Here is a 14,002-nt window from a genome sequence, read left to right as displayed (position 1 = left end):
AGGGCAAAAAATCAAAGGGTTTTCATTATTTCCGAAAAGATTTTATACGACTTCAGTCTGTCGTTATGATCAAAAATGTGAGAAGCGACCATCACTTCGTTTACGCCTGTTTCCTTCAGGAATTTCGAGGTTTGTTCCTTCACGGTTTCTTTACTTCCAATAAAGGCATATTTCAGCATTCTCTGGAAAGCGGGATTTGCGGCCAGGTCTCTCAATTCGCTGGTCATTTTCACCGGAGGCTGCATATAATCTATATTTCCCGTCATTACGCCCAGCATCATTTTGATGAGGGTAGTCGAAATATTTTCGGCTTCTTCATCGGTGTCGGCTGCAATCACATTAATGCAGGCAATAGTGTAAGGCTTATCGAGGTATTTTGAAGGCTGAAACTTGTTGTAGTAGATATTGAGCGCCTCAAAAAGTTGTGCCGGGGCAAAATGGCTGGCAAAGGCATAAGGCAGGCCTTTTTCTGCAGCTACGTGCGCACTGTCTGTACTTGAACCCAGTACGTAAATTGGTACATCAACTCCTTCGGCCACTGCAGCCCGCACCTGCGATTTGCCATTTTCTGCTGAAAAATATTGCTGGATCTCGCTTATCTCTTCCGGAAATTTATATACCGCCTGCATACGATCACTCCTTATGGCATGTGCCGTAACCTGATCTGTACCCGGGGCTCTTCCCAGGCCAAGATCAATCCTGTTGGGATAAAGAGATCCAAGCGTTCCAAATTGTTCAGAAACTATAAGAGGTGAGTGGTTTGGCAACATGATTCCGCCGCTGCCCACTCTTATTTTCTTGGTGCCTCCGGCGATATGACCAATAAGCACAGAAGTGGCCGAACTGGCTATACTTACCATGTTGTGGTGTTCTGCCAGCCAAAAACGGGTATAACCCATGTCTTCAGCTTTTTGAGCAAGATCAAGGCTGTCTTTAAAAGTTTGTTCAATAGAGGAACCAGCACCCACACTGGCGAGTTCTAATATAGAATATGGAATAGAGGTGTTATTATGAGACATAGCAAAATTCAATTTTAATCAAAGATCGGGATAATACGAAGAATAAGAGAGAATGAAAAATAGCTTTTTCTGATGCTTCAATCGAGAATACCTTCTTCGGTAAAAATTCAGATACAAGAAGGAGTTCAAAAGCTTTTTCTGAAGTCCTAAAAAGTATTTTTTCGATCTTCTTTACCTGAATTACTTCGGAAAAAATTCAGTTCATAACAAAATGCTCTAATAGCTTTCCTTCCGAAGCACTTCTAACGGCGGACTTTTAATTACGCTTATGCTGTTGGTGAGCCCAATAAATATCACCAGTAGGGTGATCGCCGGAAAGAGGACCAAAAATGGGAAAACTGAAGGTGTAAAAACACTGTCAAATAACAACCATGCGAGCAACTGACTGCTTAACAAGGAAAGCAGGATGCCCGATAATGTTCCCAGTGCTCCCAGATAGAAATATTCCAGGGCAAGAATTTTTAGAATTTGAGAACTCCGGGCGCCAATAGTACGCAGTAAGACACTTTCTCTTATCCGCTGAAACTTGCTGGTGCGAACGGCTCCAAGAAGCACAATGATTCCCGTAAAAATGCTGAAAAAGGCCATGAAATTAATGAGCCATGCAATTTTATTCAGGAGATCTTCTACTACCGAGATGATTTGCCTAAGATCAAGAATAGAGATATTAGGGAATGAACTCACCAGTTGCTGTTGTAAGGCTGCACTGGCATTATCATCGGGAACTTTTGTGGTGATCACCCGGAATTGTGGCGCATCTTCCAATACTCCCCGCGGAAAAACTATCGTGAAATTTGGGTCCATCTGCGTCCAGTCAACCGCTCTCACACTCCTCACTTCTGTATTCATCATTACTCCCTGTACGTTGAAGGAAATTCTATCTCCAATTGCCACCTGTGCATCTTCAGCAAAATTATCACTTATTGAAATAGGGATGAGGTTAGTATCATCAACCTGGCGAATCCATTCTCCGGCGGTAAGGGTTTCAGAATTTTTTAAGGAGTCGGTATAGGTCACCCTGAATTCATGATTAAGCACCCAACGGTTAATCCCCGAGGTAGAATCTTCCCTTATCTCGTTTACGGATCTCCCTTTAATGCTCTGTATGCGCATAGTAACAATGGGAATATCATTAAGTACCGGGCTCCCGCTATTCTTAATAGTTTGTGCCACCGCCTTTGCCTGCTCAGTCTGCACATCAAGCAAGATCATATTTGGGCTGTTCTTTTGTGCATCTAAAGAAGCCTGTGCAAGTAAAACATCTTTGGTAAAATAGAGGGTGCTAATTAAAAAGGTTCCCACTCCAATAGCCAGTACCAGGGTTAAAGTCTGATTTTGCGGCCTAAATAGATTCTGAAGGCTCTGTCTTGCCGGAAAACCCCAGGCGGCAGGGAAATTTCTTCTAATTAGCTTCATAAATAGTGTGGCAATGCCTGCAAGTATTGCGAAGGTCACAACAATTCCCAGCACAAAGGCCAAAGAATATTTCCAATTTTGCAGCAGCCAGTAAGAGAAAAGAAGAATAAAAAGAAAAATGCCTGCCAGTACAGCAAGTTTTGCTTTTCCTTTTTTAGGGTTGCTCTCAGATTGTACTCTTAGGGCCTGTAAAGGGGAGACGTACAGCGTGCCAATAAGCGGAATTAAGGCAAACAAAACTGCCATAAACAGCCCCAGCAGAATTCCTAAAATGATAATTTGAGGTTTAAAAGTAACCTGAATGCTTACCGGTAAAAGACCTTCCAGCAGTAAAGGAAATAGCTGCTGTAAAAGCAAGCCTGCGATAGTGCCTAAAACTCCACCAAGAACGCCCATAGCCGCAATTTGTAGGAGGTATATAATAAAAGACTGCCTTTTTGTTGCTCCCAGGCATTTTAAGATTGCAACCGATTTCAATTTACCTTTAATGTAAATATTTATTGCACTTGCAATCCCTACGCACCCAAGAAGTAAGGCTATAAAGGCTACGAGGTTAAGAAATTTGCCAAAGTTGTCGTAACGCTGGCCCAATCTTTCGCTGGTAGCGGTGTGGGTGTCAAGATCGGCTTCCAGTTTGTCAAGTTGCGGGTCCAGTACTTCGTCCAGCTGTTCAAGATCTGTATTTGCTGCTGCGGTGAAATAATAATCGTAAGAGATACGGCTCCCGGTTTGAATCAGCCCCGTTTCCTCGATAATATGGTGAGGAATAACAACAGGTGGGGCTACAGAGCTAAAGAATGAATTGCTGCCGGGAATTGATGTTAAAGCTCCGGCAATAGGCAGGGTAACTTTTCCTATTTTAATACTGTCGCCGGGGCTTAGGTTGAACTGGCGCATTGCAGTGGCATCAACCAAAGCGCCGCCGTTTTCCTGATAGGTCTTTCCTGCCGTTGCAGGGCGGGTTTCCAGCTCTCCATAAAAAGGGAACCCCCCTTCAATTCCTCTTACCTGCACCAGCCTGGTCGTGCCATTTCCGGGAAAGGCAGCCATCGAGGTAAAACTTATTTCCCTGGCAGGGGCACCTCCTAAAGAATCAATGATAGAAAGTACTTCAGGAGTGGGAGCCTGGTCAAGGTCAATTTTATAATCGGCACCCATCATGGCTTTAGATTGCAGTGCGATATTATCTTTCAGGCTTTCTCCAAAAGATTGTATAGAAACCACGGCAGCAATACCCAAAATAATGGAGCCCATGAATAGACTAAGTTTCCGGCCGCTTGCCTTTCCGTCGCGCCAGGCCATTTTTATAAGCCACTTGAAGGTGCTGCGGGGGTTAGTGCTGCTCATGAGTCTCTACAATTTTTCCACCTTTGAGGTGCAGAATACGCTGTGTCATTTTTGCGAGCTCAAGGTCGTGTGTCACGATGATCAAAGTGGTTCCTGCCTGTTTGTTGAGCTCAAACAACAGTTCAATAATTTTTTCTCCTGTTTCGGCATCGAGATTTCCTGTGGGTTCATCGGCGAAGAGGATGGTAGGCCGGTTTGAAAAAGCCCTGGCTACCGCTACCCGTTGTTGTTCCCCGCCCGAAAGCTGTGAAGGGTAATGATCAAAGCGCCCGCCCAGGCCGACTTTTTCGAGCAGATCTTTTCCAACTTCCGAAGCATTTTTGGCACCCTGTAGCTCAAGCGGAACAGCGACATTTTCTAAAGCCGTTAAAGTGGGAAGTAACTGAAAATCCTGAAAGACAAACCCTACCTTTTGATTGCGGAGTACTGCCCGCTCATCTTCTGAAAGCGTAGTCAACCCGGTGCCGCAGAGTTCAATACTGCCGCTATCGGGCCTGTCAAGCCCTGCACAAAGCCCCAGCAAGGTGGTCTTTCCACTGCCCGAAGGCCCCACAATAGCAAAAGTCTCTTTCTCTTCAACATCAAAGCTTATGTCGTGGAGCACGGTAAGCAACCTCGAGGCGCTGGAAAAGCTTTTCTTCAGGTTGTGCACGTTCAATATTTTTGTCATCTTTAGTTCGCTTTCAAAAAAAGCAAAATAAGAAATGATTTTCACTTCAAGCCTGTAGCCATGAGAAACCTGTTGTTTTTGCCATTTTTGACACTGCTGTTATTTTCTTCCTGTAAACAAACCGAAAAAGAAGCGCATGAGGCTGAGATAAATGTTGCTTCGGAAGTTGAAAATGAAACTGAAGATACTGATGCTCCTGAAGATGCTGGAGACACTGGGACTATTCTGTTTTTTGGAGACAGCCTTACCGCAGCGATGGGTCTTGATCCTGCTGAAGGTTATCCGGCAGAAATTCAGAAGATCATCGATTCCCTGGGGCTTAATTACAGCGTGGTAAATGCCGGACTTAGTGGGGAAACCACTGCAGCCGGAAAGAACAGGATCAATTGGGTGCTCAACCAGGAGGTTGATGTTTTTGTGCTGGCTCTGGGCGCGAACGATGGCCTTCGCGGCATCGCGGTAGAGGAGACCCGGAAGAACCTGCAGGCCATTATTGAGATGGTACGCCAAAAAAATCCCGATGTGGAGATCGTCCTGGCGGGAATGCAGATTCCACCGAATTTAGGAACAGAATACACTGCAGATTTTAAGGAACTCTTCCCTGAACTGGCCCGACAAAACAATGTTCATCTTATTCCTTTTTTACTGGAAGGAGTGGCAGGTGATCCAGAGCTTAACCAGCAGGATGGGATTCACCCCACAGCCGAAGGTTATGATATTGTAGCTATGAACGTGTGGGAAGTTCTTGAGCCGGTAATACAAGAGAAAGATTAGGTGTCAAAAATGGCATTTTTGGAAGGTATTCCGCGATTTGTGCTATTTATTGTTGGCAACAGTTAATTTTCTGGATCACCATATTGTATTTCTTTTATAATATGATAGTCTCGATCGTCCCTCGGAGGGAGTGTTTCAAAAGGGTGGTAACTATATATTCTTTTATCATTTCCTGGTCGAGGTGCGGAGTAAATTACCTTTAATTTGTTCAATTCATTATAAATGGCATTTTTCAATTCGGAAATGCTTCTGCCCTCATAATCTTTTAGATCTAATTCAATTTTTGAGTTTTTCATTGTATTAAATTATCTACCTCGTTTTGGAGGATTTGTTCTTGGAGGATTTGTTCTTGGAGGATTTGTTCTTGGAGGTGGCGGCGGCGGCGGAGTCGGCCGATTTCCTTCTTTTATAAATCTCGGTGGTGGCGGTGGTGGTGGTGTCGGCTTTTTGCTCATTGATCTTAGTTAAAGTTAATATTGCTAGGATTTCTTCTAAGTTTGAGATTTCAATTTTATTAATTTTTTCAGTGTTATTGTGCTTTTGATAATTATAACTAAATGGGAAACAACTTAATAATACTAAAATAAAACACCATATTAAATACTTTTTTGCTGTAAACAAAAAAGAGGCTTTTAAGTCGTTATTGTTGATGTTTACATTTAGATACCCCGACAACATATCTTGAAATTGATCTTTATACAAGGTTTCTGGTGTAGTGTTCTCATCGAGTTCATCCTTGTTCTCTTCGCAGAATAATTCTAAATCTGCATAATGCTTTTCCAATATCGTCGGATATGGAAGTGCTTGATATGTATAGCCTTTAAAAAAGTTATTGTAAGAACCGAATAAATTGTAGACAACAACTATCCAAGCAACTATAGCTAAAAACAGGAAGATATAGAAGATGATATTTAGAGTCAAACTGAAATCCTTCTCCAGCTTAAATTCCTTAAATAAGAAAAAGAAAAGAATAAACAACCCTGTTAATATACCAATCGGAATATTTAAAGAATTGTTTAGAGAATCTTTTCTCTCATTTTCTTTATGATACCAGTCGATTAAGAAATCTGCATTTTTCATATTAATTGTTGGCAACCTCCGAATAAAAGTAAAAAAACTGTAAAGAATAATTAAGATTGATGTGACTCAGGATGTTGGCCTTTGTCTATTTTTTCTTCGGCCCATTCCTTTTCTTCATCATCGGGTTCTTCGGTTTCGCCATTGCCATTTTTCTCTACGTTTTCAGGTTGATAGACAAGTTTAATGAACATAGGGAAGTGGTCTGATCCCATTTTTTCCAGTCTTTTTAAGCTTAGCAGCAGAAAATCGCTGCTGTGGAAAACGTGGTCTAAAGGCCACCTGAAAACGGGGTATTGTGCATGAAAAGTATTGTAAAAGCCACGACCAATACGCGGATCAAGAAGTCCGCTTAAACGAAGGAAAAGTTTCGTGGTTCTTGACCAAGCCACATCATTAAGATCTCCAAAGACGAGGGTAGAATTTTTACCATCTATTTCTCTTCCTACCAGCAGTAGCTCTGCATCGCGGTTTGTGGAAGTATCATCTTCAGAAGGGCTTGGAGGCTTGGGGTGAAGACAGTGAATATTTACCTTTTCTCCCGATCTTAGTTTTACCTTTCCGTGAATTGAAGGAATTTCTTCTGAAATGATATATTTAACATCAATATCCTCCAGCTCAAGTTTTGAGTAGAGGTGCATTCCGTAGAGATTTTCAAGCGGAATTTTCACCGTATAAGGATATTCTTCTTCTATACGACTTAGCTCTTTTTCCCATATTTCATCACTTTCCAGGGTAAGAACAAGATCGGGGTTCTCCCGAATTATGAGTTTAACGAGCTTATCGTATTTAGTATTGGTTGTAAGTACATTGCTAACAAGGATTGACACCTGTCTTTCTACCTCCTTTCCCCGGTATACTTTTACCTGTTTTGAAGCCAGGTAAGTGTAGGGATAGATCTTTATGGCCTGGTAAATAAAGCTTAATCCTACCACCACGGTTATGATCGTCTCCCATACCGAACTAAAGTCGAAAGCTACGGCATTGTAGATTATCACCGCAAGGATAAGAACACTTATCTGCAATCTGGGAAAATCGAAATCTCTAATCCACCACTGGTCAAATCGGCTTATTGAGGCCGCTGTGGGAAACAGGATTATAAAACTGAGGATGTAAGCAGTTACTTCTGCAATATTCATATTCTTGGTTAAGATAGCTGCTTCAAATATACTGTTTTGTGTTTATTTGAAAACCTGCACAGTTCTTTTCTTGCTGAATTCTTTTAAACTCAAGCTGCTAAGGGTGCAGCAGCGGGAAATATTGAAATAAAAAATCTCAAACGTTTTCGTTTTTTTTAGTGAATTACGGTTTTCCGTAATAGAACCTGAATTGTTTGTCTTAATTTTGGGGCAAAGAAAGTCATTAAAGTGGGTTTACCTGTTCAAAGAGCGATGTTTCAGAAGGTACTTGTAGCAGAAGATATTGACAGTATTAACCTGGCAGTGGCCGGATTACTGAATGATCTTGGAATATGCACGGTAGAACATGCCCAATATTGCGATGAAGCCTGGTTGCTTTTTAAAAAGGCAAAAAGGGAAGGGAGTCCATTTGATCTTCTTATTTGTGACCTATCTTTCAGGCCCGATTATCGTCCTGAGAAATTAAGGTCAGGTAAAGAATTGATTTCAGCGGTTAAAGAAGAAGACCCCGATTTAAAGGTGTTGGTAAACACTATTGAAGATAATCCACAAACTGTTCGTACCCTTTGGGAATCGGGAAATATTGATGGATATGTGTCTAAAGACCGGCATGGCATGCGCGACCTCAGGGAGGCAATTCAGGCGGTCAACAAAGGTGATAAGTACAATTCTTTGCGCATTGAAAGACTTTTGAGAGACGACACTATTTTAATTCTGGGAGACTGGGAGATGGAACTTTTAAAGTCTATTGCTACAGGTTATACGCAGGATGAAATAGAGGGGGATTTTAAAACAAGGGGAATCACACCAAACAGCAGGAGTTCTATAGAAAAAAGACTAAAAGAGCTTCGCGAAGATTTTGGAGCCAATACAACTCCACATTTAGTGGGTATATTGAAAGATCTTAAATTGATCTAACTAGATAAAGAAAGGCCGTCATTTTCTGCCATGCTTCCGGGAATGTAGGGTAACCGGAATGCTCGTAGAGAAGGCGGCTTCTTTTTTGGCTTTTACTTTCTTATCGAGATATCTTCATGGATATGATTTCGTATAGAAAACAGGAATACTTCACAATTACTGCAGCCAATCTTTAAAATCTTTCACCCGTTCCCGGCTTACTATGATCTGCTCCCCATTGTAATTCTTCAGTTTTACTTCAAGCCGCATATTTGAATAGGTGAGTATGTCTTCAATAGCCTCCAATGCGATAATGAATTTTCTACTTACCCTAAAGAATCTTTCAGGATCTAATTCAGACTCCAGCTTGTCCAGGCTACCATCCAGCAGGTAACTTCTGTTTCCGGAAGTATGAAGGTAGGTGGCCTTATTTTCGGAATAAAAGCAAACAACTTCTGAAACATCTATGAGCTTTAAATGCTGGCCCACCTGTATGGAGAAACGCTTTTTAAAACCTGAACCGGGGATGTTTAGCAGAGATTTCAGCTCATTAAAGCTTACATTAACATCCCTTTTTTGATGGTTGTTTTGAAACTTTTTAACAGCGGCTGCCAGCTCTTCGTCATCTATAGGCTTCAGGAGGTAATCTATACTATTTAGCTTGAAAGCCTGCAGTGCATATTCGTCATAGGCAGTGGTGAATATAATCGGACTTTTAATCTCAATATCTTCAAAGATTTCGAAGGAAAGCCCATCGCTCAACTGGATGTCTAAAAAGATTAAATGGGGGTGCTCATTTTCTAAAAACCAATCGCGGGCTTCCTCAACAGAATGAAGGATGGTTCTTACTTTTACTCCCAGGCTCTCCAACATGCGCTGCAACCTTCGCGCAGATGGTTTTTCGTCTTCAACAATAACTGCTTGTATCATCTATAAAAATTTATTCCCAGGTCTTTCTCTGTTCCTTATCGATAAGCTCCCTGATTTTTCGCTCTTCCCAGTTCTTTCCGAAGAAAACATCGGGACCAAAAACATTCCACCAATGAAAAAATAGTCCAATTCCCCAAAAGAAGGCAGTGAAGTAATTACCCAGATCCTGCATGCCTTCAATTAAGCCTCTTCCTCTTGTATTCACTGCAATAATGGCAATATTAATAAACAGGTACACCAGCATGTGGACATAAAATCCTTTAATTTTTTTCACCCTTTTTTTAGCGAGTTGATACTGAAAGGATTTATCATTTGTTTCCATTAGTTCCAGGTTTTTGTGCATTGTTTTTCTTTTTCCATCAATTCCTGTATTTTTCGTTCTTCCCAGTTGGCACCGTAACCAAAGACCGAGAAGCCATGAATTACAAGTCCAAGACCCCAGCCTGCCATTGGAAACCAGAACCACTGGAAGTCCCAATAAGTATAGTAGTTAACTAAAACGAGCCCAGGGATCACAAGACAGTAAGAGATTAAATTCCCGTAGAATTCCTTAATCTCTTTTACTCGTCGCTTAGCTTTAAAATATGCATTGTTTTCTGATATATTTTCTGTTTTCATGATGTTGATTTGTTTGGTGAGTATCGGAATTTTTACTGAAAAGTTCTTTGATTCTTTAATAATCTGGACTTCCCGTCGGGTTACAAGACCATACCGGCTAACAATGTTTTGTAGCCCTACTCCCGCACGTTTTTGTAAAACTTCTTTTTCCTGAAGGTTATTCTCCAGCACCAGGTAACCGTCTTCTTCAAATATTTTAATGCGCAGAGGTTTGTTTTCACTCACTACGTTGTGTTTTATAGTATTTTCCAGCAAGAGTTGTAAAGATAAAGGAACAACTTTGGCTTCGGGGGTAGACAGTTGCCCGGGAACCTCAAAATAAATGCTGTTTTCAAACCTCATTTTTAAAAGGTTTATATAGGTCACCGCAAATTTAATTTCCTCCTCAAGGTCTACCAGCTCCTTGTTTTTTTGCTCCAGTACATACCTGTAAATCTTGGAAAGACCGGTAGTGAATTTTTGGGCCTGCTCTGGATTTTCTTCAATAAGGGAAGTAAGTACGTTAAGACTATTGAATAAAAAATGCGGATCAATTTGATTCTTAAGGCTCTCAAATTTAGCTGAAGCATTACCTGCAATGATTTTTTGTTCTGTAACTCTTTTATCCTGGAGTGCTTTATAAAAATACACCAGATGAAAAATAAGCGATATAAAGGCGGTTAAGAATAAGGGAAAAAGATAATAGCTCAGCTTTTCATTGGCTAAGAAATGCTGTACCGTGAAGCCCTGGAAAAGCGTCTCATCTATAAGCCTGCAAAGAAAAAAGCCTATCATTGTAAGCACAATAGAACCCACAGCTGCCAAAATAATCCTCATTAAATTCGCTCCCTGCCATCCAATCTTCCTGGCAAAAAGGTTGAAGTATGTGGAGTTTAGGGCGGTGAGAACGAAAGAATAAAAAAAGTATGTTCCCCATACACTCCAGTCCATTATGTTTTCCCAACGGTGTGCACCAAAAAGGCTATTTATGAGAACGAGTCCTGCACAAATAATAATTGAGATCTTTATGATTTTGAGGATTTCTTTCACTTTTTTAGTATTTGAGATGAGCTAATTTCGGTTTCTTTTCCGGTTTTTTAAATATATATTTTTTTGGGGTACTGTTAAAGACTACTTGTTGTTACATGTCTGTTCAATGAGCTTTTTCATTCTTTCTTCCCCCCATGCGGGAGCCACTGTGGGAGCGTGATCTTCTTCTGCAAAGAGCTCAAGCCCTGCTTCTAAAGTAGGACAATATTTAGTGGGGTCTTCACCATAGTAGGCTGCAGTGCCCATATCCCATTCAGTTTTTGAGAGAAATAACCGGGGGTTGTCTGGGTCTAGTTTAGAAGCTTCAGAATAAATTCCTGAAATCACAGGCGCCAGTTTCATCCCGTAGGTTGAAGGGTCTATGGTGAGCCTTGAGGTGTGTAACATGGCCTGAAGGATCATGATCTCTACTTTATCGGCATTGCGGTTTTTTGCTTTATCCAGTAAATTCTGAGCTTCTTTAAGCATTTTTTCTTTTTGGGCTCTGTTGGTCACAGGGAAGCTTTCCACGATCTTAATTTGTGATGCATAGTAATACGGAAGCCAATTTTCTGCTTCGGCGCCGGCAATACGTTCAAAAAGATTGGCTGCCTCTTCGGGTTTTTGATCTTCCCATAACTCCAGGGCTCTGGTCATTTCCTGCTCATATTGTGTCTGGGCGTTTAAACCAATAGCAGTGAAAAGGGAGAGGGCGACAGTGATGATAAATGCTTGCATAATGGTGTGGTTATACGGTTAATATTAAAATCTATTTCGAAATTGCAGTTTTTTTGTTCAAGCCTGAATTCATTTTTACTGAACTGTAATATTTTAATGACGAACTGAAACCTTTAGAGATTATCCAGTTGATTTTTGCTTTTATTACTGCTGATGGTCCAGAAGAACCCGACAAAGAAGAACCTGTCGGCTGCCGGGGTAATTGCCTGCCTCTCAAAAATGCCATTTTCATCAGCCTTTTTTGCGTAATCATAATTAAAAACATTCTTGCTACCCAAAACATTGGAGACAGAGAAATAAATGATCTTTTGCTGACTAAGTAGATATGCCCAGTTAAAGCTGAGGCTATTGTAGTTTTTCGTTTTCCTATTCATAAATCCTGAAGTATTGGGGTCTTCATAAGGCCTTCCCGAAGCGAAGGTATAGGTGAAACCCGCCTGACTCTTTAATTCCTCAATCCAATATTTTGTCACCAGGCTTGCTGTGTGGTTGGCGACAAATTGTGGAGTGGTCTTTATCGGGAAATTTCTAAAATCCCGTTGTGAGTCAATGAAACTGTAAGAGATCCAATACTGCAGGTTTTCGAAACTTTTATCATCCCTAAAAAAGAAATCAGCACCACGGGCGTAACCGTATCCTTCATTGGTATAAGCACTATTATAGCCGGGTTCGGGCGTATTGAACTTAACGAGATCATTGTATTCTTTGTGATATGCTTCTGCCCGTAAAATGTAACCGGGGCGCGTCCATTGATAATTTAGAATGTAATGCGTAGCGGTTTCAGGCTCCAGGGTTTGATCAAATTTTCGTAAATCAGTTTCAGGCTGTTGCAGGTATTGTCCGTAGGCCAGGGAAAGCTGTCCGTCATTTCCGGTTTTCATAGCCATTGAAAGTCGGGGTAACCAGTAAAACTGTTTTTTTAAGTCCAGATAAGTACTGCGGAAACCCATTTTGAGCGCAAATTTTTTACTGAATATAAAATCGGCTTCAGCAAATCCTGCTGAAACTTCGGGTTTAATCTGAAGCTCTTCAGTATTTTCAGAAGCAATAAAATCTTCAGAAAAAGTTTTATAGATATACTCTCCTCCGAAGTGAAGTTTTATGCGATTGTTGAACCTTTTGCTCATTTTCAGTTTTAAATTGGCAGCCAATTCCCGATTTTCAATTTGGGTGAGGTCTATATCAAATTTGTTGCGGCTATATGAGGCGCTTACTCCGGGGTTAAAACTCCAGCCATTCCCAAGAGCCGACTTGTAGGAAAGGTTGGTGTAGAGGTTTTCATTTTTCAGGCTAAAGTTTACCGGCTGGGGTTGGTCAATATCGGGTTGTAGTACTTCGAGGTTGGTAAGCTCATAAGCTGTATACCACTTAAAAATGCCATTTTTGCTGTGCTTTCTGTAAACACTTTCACTGCTAAAACTCTGGTATGGTTTTTTAAATTTTGCCTGCTCATTATTGGGCACCAATTTAAGATAGGGGGAAAGGTTGATGTAACCTGTATTTAAAGAGAGGGAAGATTTTTGCCATTTTTGAGTGTGCCCCAGCCCGCCACCCACACTCATGAGCGAAATATTGGTTTCAGTTTGGTCTGGTTCGGCAATAGTATTCAGGAGTAAAACCCCTGAGAGTGCCTGTCCATATTCGGCTGAATAGCCACCTGTAGAAAAAGTTATTCCGTCGAAAAGAAAAGGGGAGTATCTCCCGCGACTGGGTAGGTTATTAGCAGAAGAAGTATAGGGTCGGAACACCCTGAGCCCATCAATAAATACAGAAGTTTCTCCGGCTGTACCTCCTCTCACAAAAAGGCGGCCATCTTCTCCTACCGGCTGCGTGCCGGGAAGGGTTTGCAAAGCGGCCATAAGATCTCCTGCCACCCCTGCCGTGGTAACTACATCAAGAGGTTTTAGCACAGTGACTTTAGAGTTATCTCCCGCAGAAAATGTGCCGGCGCTAAGAGTTACAGCATCAAGAGCCGTAACATCTTCCCTGAGCTTTATAGACAGGTGCTGCGCAGTGTTTACCTGTATCTTTTTGCGTGCGGTTTCAAAAGAAATGTAGGAGATCACGAGGGTTTGTTCCCCCCGGTTTTTGGTAGAAAAAGAGAATTCTCCAAAAGAGTTTGTAGTGGCACCATCATAGGTCCCTTCCAGGTAAACGTTGGCACCGGCAATTGGCTGCTCGTTCCGGTCGGTTACTTTTCCGGAAATTTGATTCTGGGCCTGCAACGATAATGTAAGGAACAATCCCAACAATGTAAATACCGACTTCATCTTATAAATTTTTGTAAAGATGAACAGCTTACAATGTTTGTAGAACTAAATTCTACTGAATTGTAGGATCTTAAAGATGAAGTGCGTTTTCAGAGGAAA

At 41.4% G+C, this 14,002-nt stretch carries 13 protein-coding genes; 2 read left to right on the top strand and 11 right to left on the bottom strand.

Going from position 1 to position 14,002, the window contains the following annotated elements; translation table 11 throughout:
* Positions 1-11: 11 nt before the first annotated feature.
* From ACQ93I_RS08040 to ACQ93I_RS08030, 3 genes are all read right to left on the bottom strand, one after another.
* Entirely contained in the window at positions 12-1,019 is a 1,008-nt protein-coding gene (locus ACQ93I_RS08040; protein WP_431698033.1) for an LLM class flavin-dependent oxidoreductase, read from the bottom strand.
* Between the two features lie 216 nt (positions 1,020-1,235).
* A complete protein-coding gene (locus ACQ93I_RS08035) occupies positions 1,236-3,782 on the bottom strand; it encodes an ABC transporter permease (protein ID WP_431698032.1) in 2,547 nt (848 codons plus the stop codon).
* Positions 3,769-4,452 carry an ABC transporter ATP-binding protein gene (locus tag ACQ93I_RS08030; protein WP_431698031.1) on the bottom strand — a complete coding sequence of 228 codons (684 nt, stop codon included), beginning with the start codon at positions 4,450-4,452 and terminating at the stop codon, positions 3,769-3,771. The genes ACQ93I_RS08035 and ACQ93I_RS08030 overlap by 14 nt, the downstream gene beginning before the upstream one ends.
* 60 nt (positions 4,453-4,512) lie before the next feature.
* Between ACQ93I_RS08030 and ACQ93I_RS08025 the strand changes: the two genes are divergently transcribed.
* Positions 4,513-5,226, top strand: coding sequence for an arylesterase (locus ACQ93I_RS08025; protein ID WP_431698029.1), 714 nt, complete (start codon positions 4,513-4,515; stop codon positions 5,224-5,226).
* 62 nt (positions 5,227-5,288) lie between these two features.
* Here the strand turns inward: ACQ93I_RS08025 and ACQ93I_RS08020 are convergent, their stop codons facing one another.
* The 3 genes from ACQ93I_RS08020 to ACQ93I_RS08010 are packed head-to-tail and all read right to left on the bottom strand — an operon-like array spanning position 5,289 to position 7,442.
* Complete coding sequence (locus tag ACQ93I_RS08020; RefSeq protein WP_431698028.1) at positions 5,289-5,522, bottom strand: hypothetical protein; 234 nt, start codon at positions 5,520-5,522, stop codon at positions 5,289-5,291.
* 13 nt (positions 5,523-5,535) lie between these two features.
* Entirely contained in the window at positions 5,536-6,306 is a 771-nt protein-coding gene (locus ACQ93I_RS08015; protein ID WP_431698026.1) for a hypothetical protein, read from the bottom strand.
* A 50-nt stretch (positions 6,307-6,356) separates the two neighbouring features.
* A complete protein-coding gene (locus ACQ93I_RS08010) occupies positions 6,357-7,442 on the bottom strand; it encodes an endonuclease/exonuclease/phosphatase family protein (RefSeq protein ID WP_431698024.1) in 1,086 nt (361 codons plus the stop codon).
* Between the two features lie 252 nt (positions 7,443-7,694).
* On the opposite strand from ACQ93I_RS08010, the gene ACQ93I_RS08005 reads away from it, so the two are divergent.
* Positions 7,695-8,360, top strand: a complete 666-nt coding sequence (locus ACQ93I_RS08005) for a response regulator (RefSeq protein ID WP_431698022.1) — start codon at positions 7,695-7,697, stop codon at positions 8,358-8,360.
* Positions 8,361-8,516: 156 nt separating this feature from the next.
* On the opposite strand, the gene ACQ93I_RS08000 is transcribed toward ACQ93I_RS08005, so the two are convergent.
* The 5 genes from ACQ93I_RS08000 to ACQ93I_RS07980 form a co-directional block, all read right to left on the bottom strand.
* Positions 8,517-9,266, bottom strand: coding sequence for a LytR/AlgR family response regulator transcription factor (locus ACQ93I_RS08000; RefSeq protein ID WP_431698121.1), 750 nt, complete (start codon positions 9,264-9,266; stop codon positions 8,517-8,519).
* 13 nt (positions 9,267-9,279) lie between these two features.
* Complete coding sequence (locus ACQ93I_RS07995) at positions 9,280-9,591, bottom strand: 2TM domain-containing protein (protein WP_431698020.1); 312 nt, start codon at positions 9,589-9,591, stop codon at positions 9,280-9,282.
* Positions 9,591-10,916: a 2TM domain-containing protein gene (locus ACQ93I_RS07990; protein WP_431698018.1), complete on the bottom strand. Its 1,326-nt coding sequence runs from the start codon at positions 10,914-10,916 to the stop codon at positions 9,591-9,593. The genes ACQ93I_RS07995 and ACQ93I_RS07990 overlap by 1 nt, the downstream gene beginning before the upstream one ends.
* Positions 10,917-10,997: 81 nt before the next feature.
* Complete coding sequence (locus tag ACQ93I_RS07985) at positions 10,998-11,633, bottom strand: hypothetical protein (protein ID WP_431698016.1); 636 nt, start codon at positions 11,631-11,633, stop codon at positions 10,998-11,000.
* A 113-nt stretch (positions 11,634-11,746) separates the two neighbouring features.
* On the bottom strand, positions 11,747-13,903 hold the full coding sequence (locus tag ACQ93I_RS07980; protein WP_431698015.1) for a TonB-dependent receptor: 2,157 nt from the start codon (positions 13,901-13,903) through the stop codon (positions 11,747-11,749).
* Positions 13,904-14,002: the final 99 nt, after the last annotated feature.

It is taken from the genome of Salinimicrobium sp. WS361 (assembly GCF_050750585.1).
Taxonomy (GTDB): domain Bacteria; phylum Bacteroidota; class Bacteroidia; order Flavobacteriales; family Flavobacteriaceae; genus Salinimicrobium.
The sequence above is the reverse complement of the archived record's forward strand: the minus strand, read 5'-3'. Positions and strand labels throughout refer to the sequence as shown.

Bases quoted from the DNA above. Each gene is read 5' to 3' on its own strand.
- ACQ93I_RS08040 (WP_431698033.1), bottom strand. From the start codon at position 1,019: ATGTCTCATAATAACACCTCTATTCCATATTCTATATTAGAACTCGCC.
- ACQ93I_RS08010 (WP_431698024.1), bottom strand. From the start codon at position 7,442: ATGAATATTGCAGAAGTAACTGCTTACATCCTCAGTTTTATAATCCTG.
- ACQ93I_RS08030 (WP_431698031.1), bottom strand. From the start codon at position 4,452: ATGACAAAAATATTGAACGTGCACAACCTGAAGAAAAGCTTTTCCAGC.
- ACQ93I_RS08035 (WP_431698032.1), bottom strand. From the start codon at position 3,782: ATGAGCAGCACTAACCCCCGCAGCACCTTCAAGTGGCTTATAAAAATG.
- ACQ93I_RS08020 (WP_431698028.1), bottom strand. From the start codon at position 5,522: ATGAAAAACTCAAAAATTGAATTAGATCTAAAAGATTATGAGGGCAGA.
- ACQ93I_RS08025 (WP_431698029.1), top strand. From the start codon at position 4,513: ATGAGAAACCTGTTGTTTTTGCCATTTTTGACACTGCTGTTATTTTCT.
- ACQ93I_RS07980 (WP_431698015.1), bottom strand. From the start codon at position 13,903: ATGAAGTCGGTATTTACATTGTTGGGATTGTTCCTTACATTATCGTTG.
- ACQ93I_RS07995 (WP_431698020.1), bottom strand. From the start codon at position 9,591: ATGGAAACAAATGATAAATCCTTTCAGTATCAACTCGCTAAAAAAAGG.
- ACQ93I_RS08015 (WP_431698026.1), bottom strand. From the start codon at position 6,306: ATGAAAAATGCAGATTTCTTAATCGACTGGTATCATAAAGAAAATGAG.
- ACQ93I_RS08005 (WP_431698022.1), top strand. From the start codon at position 7,695: ATGTTTCAGAAGGTACTTGTAGCAGAAGATATTGACAGTATTAACCTG.
- ACQ93I_RS07985 (WP_431698016.1), bottom strand. From the start codon at position 11,633: ATGCAAGCATTTATCATCACTGTCGCCCTCTCCCTTTTCACTGCTATT.